At 40.7% G+C, this 7349-nt stretch carries 5 protein-coding genes; 2 read left to right on the top strand and 3 right to left on the bottom strand.

Features of this window, described 5'->3' with window-relative positions:
- Window positions 1–2861, top strand: a 2861-nt coding sequence (locus HWQ37_RS33045; protein WP_292755405.1) for an eCIS core domain-containing protein, incomplete at its 5' end; no start/stop codon positions are given.
- 59 nt (window positions 2862–2920) lie between these two features.
- On the opposite strand, the gene HWQ37_RS33040 is transcribed toward HWQ37_RS33045, so the two are convergent.
- From HWQ37_RS33040 to HWQ37_RS33030, 3 genes are all read right to left on the bottom strand, one after another.
- Window positions 2921–4852 (bottom strand): ABC-F family ATP-binding cassette domain-containing protein, encoded by a 1932-nt coding sequence (locus tag HWQ37_RS33040; RefSeq protein WP_292755403.1) that lies wholly within the window; start codon window positions 4850–4852, stop codon window positions 2921–2923.
- A 71-nt stretch (window positions 4853–4923) separates the two neighbouring features.
- Entirely contained in the window at window positions 4924–5340 is a 417-nt protein-coding gene (locus tag HWQ37_RS33035; protein WP_292755401.1) for a DUF1824 family protein, read from the bottom strand.
- A gap of 86 nt (window positions 5341–5426) precedes the next feature.
- Window positions 5427–6275 carry a prohibitin family protein gene (locus HWQ37_RS33030; protein ID WP_292755399.1) on the bottom strand — a complete coding sequence of 283 codons (849 nt, stop codon included), beginning with the start codon at window positions 6273–6275 and terminating at the stop codon, window positions 5427–5429.
- Window positions 6276–6471: 196 nt separating this feature from the next.
- Here HWQ37_RS33030 and HWQ37_RS33025 point away from each other — a divergent pair.
- On the top strand, window positions 6472–7349 hold an 878-nt coding region (locus tag HWQ37_RS33025), incomplete at its 3' end, for an ABC transporter ATP-binding protein (protein ID WP_292755397.1).

Below are 7349 nucleotides of genomic sequence, written 5' to 3'. Positions count from 1 at the left end.
AACCTGTAAACGCATCCATCCAAAGAGAGATTTTACCAAAAGAAAAGTTAGTACAAACCAAGCAATTATTACAATGTAAGAGCGATCGCAGCATCCAGTCCCTAGATAATATTGAGAGTCGCCTAAATAGCAGTAAAGGTGGGGGAAGTCCATTATCGGCTGATATCCGTGGCTTCATGGAACCTCGGCTTAAAACTAATTTAAAAAATGTGCGGGTGCATACAAATTCCGAAGCGGTGCAGATGAGCCGGGAGTTGAGCGCAGAGGCATTTACTCATGGTAGTGATATTTACTATGGTTCGGGCAAGTCGCCGAGGAACGATCATTTAACAGCCCATGAATTGACTCATGTGATGCAGCAGACGGGTGCAGTTCAAAGACAGTACAACCTTCAGAAGACATCGCTGATTCAACTTACGAAAACTAAAGCAAAAAAGTCCAAACCGTTAGTAAATCCATTAGTTAAAGACATTCAGCAAAAACTGAAGAGGATAGATACTGCTAATCCAGGTCTACATATTATATTTTTGAATGGTCTGAAGGTTGATGGTATTTATGACTTTTATACCAAACAGGCGATCGTAGGATTCCAGAGAATGTCTGAGGAGCTGACAGGCATACCATTGGAAGACGATGGTGAACTTAATTTGTTAACCCGGCAAACCATAGATAAAGCCAGCAGCAATCTGAAGGCTAGATCGCTTTTAGTTAAGGATATTCAGCAAAAGCTGAAGCAGCTGAATTTTCTTGATACTTCTGACGTAGAGGTTAATGGTATTTTTGATTCTGAAACCGGAGATGCGCTCAGAAAATTCCAGAGAATGTCTGAGGCGCTCACAGGCATACCATTGGAAGCCAATAGTGGAAATTTGTTAAACCAGCAAGCCATAGATAAAGCCATCAGTAATCTGAAGGCTAGCTCACTTTTAGTTAAGGATATTCAGCAAAAGCTGAAGCAACTGAACTTTGTTGATACTTCTGACCTAGAGGTTAATGGTATTTTTGATTCTGAAACCAAAGAGGCGCTCGAAACATTCCAGGAAATATCTGAGAACTTCACAGGCATACCATTAAAAGTCGGTGGTCAACTTAACAAGTTAACCCTGGAAGCCCTAGATAAAGCCATCAACCCAGAAGCTGCACCACTAAAAGCTAATGAACTGATTTTAACTACCGATCCAAAATTTACTAATGATGATTTTCTCGAAGAATATCAAGATCAAATCAACCAAGTGCTAAAAAGGTGGAGTATTTCTAATTATTTACCTGTTGTTCAACTAAAGCCCATCTTGTTTGGTTCGGAAAAGAAACAAGCCATTATCTTAAAGTGGAACGCTTCCTGGGGTGAAAAACCCATAACATCAACCGATCATTACGAGAATCTAAATCCAATAGAAGCTAAAGTATCAGTTGGATGGCTTCACAAACTAAGTGGCTGGAGTAAATTAGACAGCAATGAGCAGACTATCCTGGAAAATATGTTAGGTAGTGAAACAAGCCCGTCATCCCAGGAAGTCCGTAACACATTAATTAATATCCAACGAGTTCAAGGTTCTATCAAAGGCCGGCCCGATACTGACCAGGTAGTAATGCTCCGGTTATTTATTAATGAAAAAGACTATATAAATAAGATAGCTGAGGAATCCATAGATATTAAAGGCGGCAATATGGCCGCTGCACCACTAAAAGCTGATGAACTAATTTTAACTACCGATCCGAAACATACTAATGAGCATAAGTATTTGGACTTATATCAAAAGGAAGTCCACCAAGCACTAAAAGATTGGGGTCAGTTTTATACAGTCCCTCCTATTTTCCAGAAGCCTATCTTGTTTGGTTCCCAAGAGAAACAAGCCATTATTCTCAAGTGGAACCCCTCTTGGGGTAGTAAACCCGTATTAACCGACTTTTCCGGCTCTATGGAGCCACTTCGAGCTAAGGTATCAGTTACAACTCTTCACAAACTAGCTGGGTGGAGTAAATTAGACAGCAGTGAGCAGACTATCCTAGATAATATGTTAGGTGGTGAAACAAACCTGTTATCCAAAAAAGCCCGTGATGTCTTATTGTTTGAGGGCAAATCAGGTAAGTGGTTGCATTTTGGTTTGTCTAACACTGAGCAGCAGGTAGAGAAGCTCCGGGAATTTATAACTGGCAAAAACGCAATTCCTGGAAATGTTAATGATCCAATGACCAACTCAAAAGTAGGATATTCCCTCGGAGGACCACAAGAAGCAAAAGACTATCCATTTCAAACCAAGAAGGCCGATGCTGATATGTGGAGATTGGATTTCGACGACAATCAAGCGAAATCGAATTATAGTGGAATTGCGATTTTTGCCCCGAAAGTACCGGAGCAAGGATACCATAATCATAAAGTGCAGGAGATTGCTGAGACTGTTAGCTATTTACCCAAAGCAAACCGTTCATTGATCCTAGCAATTACGCTTCAACCACTCCCTAATGCTGACGATCCCTATTGGGCAACCAAATATAAAATACCAAACTTCCGGTCATCTATGACTGCGGGCGCTTCAGGAGAGGTTGATGTTTATCCTGACAAAACAAACAATTCACTAGAAAATGAGGAGTCTCAGAAGAATAGTCTAATTCATGAAACAGGTCATATTTGGTCAAAGCAGAATTGGGGGAATGACAAGAGCAAAGGTAAATGGCTGGAATGGCAGAAGATGATGGACGCAGACAAAGTTTCCGTATCAGGTTACGCAATGGCTAGCATTAGCGAAGATTTTTCGGAAACTTTTGCGGCGTATGTCGGTACTAAGAATTCACCCGCTTTTGATGAGTATCGTCAAATAGTGCCGAACCGTTTTGCCATGCTTGAGAAGGAGTACAAGTAATCAGTATTCTCAAATTTGTTCAATGGTGCGTTGCGCTTTCCTACAACACACCCTACTTATTAAGACTCCATCTCTGCTAACTCTAACCAGCGTTCAGTTGCCACATCGATCGCGTGCTTGAGATTCTCCACCTGATTATACAGTTTTTGCACTTCGCTATAATTCCCCGGTGAGACATTCGCCAGTGTTTTCTCAGTTTCCGCTTTCTGGGCCTCTAACTGGGCAATTTTACCTTCTAACTGCTGAAATTCTTTTTTCTCCCAATTGGATAATCTGCGCCGCTTGGTATTCTCCGCATCTTTGGGTGAAGCCGCACCATTATTTTGGACTTCGGTGTTTTTGGGCTTCTCTTTAGTGTTTGCAGCTTGTTGCTGTGCTTCTTCAGCCTTCTTATAGTCCAGATAAATCGAGTAATTACCTGGATATTGCCGGAGATTGCCGCCTTCCTCAAAGGAAAATACTGTGTCGATGGTGCGATCGAGAAAGTAGCGATCGTGAGAAACTACAATTACACACCCAGCAAAATCTTCTAAATAATCTTCTAATACTGCCAATGTCTGCACGTCTAAATCGTTCGTCGGTTCATCTAAAATCAAGACATTGGGCGCACTCATCAAAACCCGCAACAGAAATAAACGGCGTTTTTCCCCACCCGAAAGTTTACTAATTGGGGCATACTGTTGATTACCAGGAAACAAAAACCGCTCTAACATTTGCGAAGCAGTAATTTGAGTACCATCGTTAATTTTGATAAATTCACCTTCTTCTTTAATGTAGTCAATCACGCGCTGATTTTCGTTCAATGCTGTGAGCAATTCTTCAGAATGCTGGTCAAAATAACCGATGTGAATTGTCGTACCAATTTCGGCAATCCCTGAATCTGGCTTAACTTGACCAGTAATAATCTCCATTAAAGTGGATTTACCAGCACCATTAGCGCCGATTATACCGATGCGGTCTTCTGGACTAAATTCGTAGGTGAAATTATTAATTAGGGTGCGTCCATTATAGGCTTTAGAAACGTTATTTAATTCAATAACCTTTTTGCCAATGCGACGACCAACTGTCGAAATATCAACTTTACCCTGAACTTGTTTAAATTCAGTATCCCGCAAAGCATGAGCGCGGTCAATTCTCGCTTTTTGCTTAGTACTTCTAGCTTTCGGCCCTTTTTTGAGCCATTCTAACTCGCGCCGCAACAAGCCTTGATGTTTCCGTTGACTACTTACGGCAGATTCTTCAGCTAAAGCTTTCTTTTCGAGGTAATATGAGTAGTTACCTGTATAGGTGTAGATGTCACCTCGGTCAATTTCCACGATCCGATTGGTAACGCGATCTAGAAAATAGCGATCGTGAGTGATCAGAAAAAGTGCGCCGCGATAGCGATTTAAATAACTTTGTAACCATTCTACAGAAAGAGCATCAAGATGGTTTGTCGGCTCATCCATCAGCAAAACATCTGGTTCTGATAGCAAGGCTGAGGCTAAAGCAATCCGCTTGCGATAGCCTCCAGATAAAGTACCTATCTTGGCATCAAAGTCAGAAATTCCTAATTTTGTCAGGATGATTTTGGCATTAGTTTCTAATTCCCAAGCATCACTCGTATCCATCTGTTGCATCACCACAGAAAGACGAGACATCAATTGACTATCATCTGGATAGTGAACCAATTTATCGGAAAGTTCCTCATATTCACGCACTAAAGCAATATGTTCGCCACTGTCAGCAAAAACTTGCTCTAAAACTGTGTGATTCTCATCTAAATCTGGCTGCTGGGGTAAGTAGATAATTTTAGAACCGGAGTTGATTAAAATTTGCCCGCTATCAATCGATTCTAGACCAGCTATCATCTTTAATAGAGTTGATTTTCCAGAACCATTAGTACCAATTAAACCAACTTTATCGGTAGCATCAAGGCTAAAGCTAGCATCTTTTAAAATTTCCTTGATACCAAAGTCTTTTTTTACTGATTGTAGTGTAATGATACTCATAAGATTTCAGTCGTTAATTATTTTTGATTAGTGAGTAGGCAAGGCAAGACCCTACCTACATTTGCCAAATTCTATATAAATAAATCCAAGGGAAGGTGTCCATACATTTCGTTGATTCCCCCTTCGTCGTAAGACTGGCAAGATACTAATACCCCCCGATGATGTCCTGCATAAGAATCAAGATAACACAAGCCATTTTTCCCATTTAGTTTGATATAAACTGGGCCTTCAGGTGTAAGTAAATTATCTGGTGGTTCATAACCCAAAGCCAGAGAATAAGTTTTCATTGCCAAGATTCCTTCTTCTGCGGTATCAGCACAAATTCCTAAAATTTGGTAATCAGCAAGCTTGGTGAGCAAAATTAAAGCATCACGAGTTACTATTTTCTCTGATGGATTGAGAATAGGGGCAATATCTAGACAGTTGAATTTGTTCAGTAGTTTTTTCGCGTCTTCGGCGGTGAGATTTTGAGGATTGGGGGTTGACATAAACTTCGATTATGAATTAATTGGTTGGTTTTTCCGTTGTGTTTGAGTTGGGACTAGCCTAACTTACTAAGTATTGTTGACTCTAATTAAGGTTGATTTTGAACATTCCCAAGATTGAATATGAAGGGAACACCACTTTTTGATTCACCACCCATAACGAGGACTTTGGGCATCTGAGCGCCGCCACTTCTCCAAGCTTCAATTGCTTCTTTTTGTAAAACTAACTGTCCTCCTTGGGCTTTGAGTGTCTCTGCTAAGAGTCTTTGAGCTTCTGCTCTACCTTTAGCGCGATTCACGTCTGCTTGGGCTTCTTGTTCGGCTTCACGTGCTACATAAACGGCTCTTTGCGCCCGTTGTTCAGCAATTTGTTTTTCTTCAACTGCTTTGGCAAATTCTGGCGAGAATGCTAAATCAACTACGCTAGTATCTAACACAATTATCCCATATTTGTCTAAGCGATCGCCTAATGCTTGATCGAAGTCTTCTTTTAATTCACTTCGTTTGGTAATTGCTTCTTCTACTGTTCTTCTGGCTGCGGCAATTTTAAATGCTTCTTGTGTCTGAGGGGCAATGATTTTTGAGACAATATTTTCTAATGTTCCTTGTTTCCTTCTAACTTCAACTACTTTGATCGGATCGAGGCGAAAGTTAATCGCAAACCTGGCAGATAAATTTTGCAAATCTTTAGTGGAACTCTCTGCTGGCACTTCAAATTTCTGTACCGTCAAATCATACACATCTATCACGGTGATGAAAGGCGGTTTCACGTGAATACCTTCCAATAAAGCACCATCTCTCGCTTTACCCAAGATACTAATTACTCCTGCTTGTCCTGGGTTAATAATGATAAAGGCATTTAGTCCAATAATCACTAGTATTGCTAACACAATTCCAAAAACTGTGGTTTGCCAATTACCTAATTGCTGATTTTTCAAATTATTTTCTCCAATTATGAATTTGTCATTTGTTATTTGTCATAATTATTCCCCCAGTCCCTAATCCCTAGTCCCTAGTCCCCAGTTACTAGTTTAAGTGTCTCATTAGTCTGTCTGAATCAATCTTCAGACTCAGGACTCAAGACTCAAAACTTTTTTCCGTGGTAATATCAGTGACACGAAACCGTAAAAAGCCGTGGCTACTGTATTAAAATCTCATCGGGCATCAAGAAGGCGTAAACATTCAGCGCATCCTCTCCAGCGTTTGCTAGAGTATGGACACCAGTATCGTAAACAAATTTGGCTGGCGACTGCTTATTCTACCCTGAATAAATTTTTCGATTTAGCACCACCCGGCTTAATTGGCGTGGCGGTGGATGTGGTAGTCAAGCAACAGGATTCCATAATTGCACAGTTAGGGGTACGGGATGTCTTTCAACAATTTTTGATTATTTCCTTCCTCACTGTGATCATTTGGATACTAGAATCTGTTTTTGAGTACGCCTACGCTCGACTTTGGCGGAATTTGGCTCAGAATATTCAGCATGACTTACGTTTAGATGCCTACAAACATTTGCAAGAGTTGGAATTGGCTTATTTTGAAGAACGCAGCACTGGCGGTTTAATGTCTATCCTCAGTGATGATATTAACCAATTAGAGCGGTTTTTGGATGGGGGAGCAAATGATATTATCCAAGTTTCGGCAACTGTTCTAATTATTGGCGCTGCTTTCTTTATTTTGGCTCCTAGTGTAGCGTGGATGGCTTTGTCACCGATGCCATTTATCCTCTGGGGTTCCTTTGCTTATCAAAAACTGCTTGCACCTCGTTACGCTGATGTGCGAGAAAAGGTAGGTTTTCTGAATTCGCGTTTGTCAAACAATATCAGTGGCATTACTACTATTAAAAGTTTCACTGCTGAAGCTTATGAAGCCTCTCGTTTGGAATTAGATAGTGATGCTTATCGCCGCAGTAATTCTAAGGCAATTACTCTTTCTGCCGCTTTTGTACCGTTAATTCGGATGCTGATTTTGGTGGGTTTTACGGCATTACTTTTATACGGTGGGATGGCTGC

It is taken from the genome of Nostoc sp. NMS4 (assembly GCF_017115095.1).
Classification (GTDB): domain Bacteria; phylum Cyanobacteriota; class Cyanobacteriia; order Cyanobacteriales; family Nostocaceae; genus Nostoc.
The sequence above is the reverse complement of the archived record's forward strand: the minus strand, read 5'-3'. Positions and strand labels throughout refer to the sequence as shown.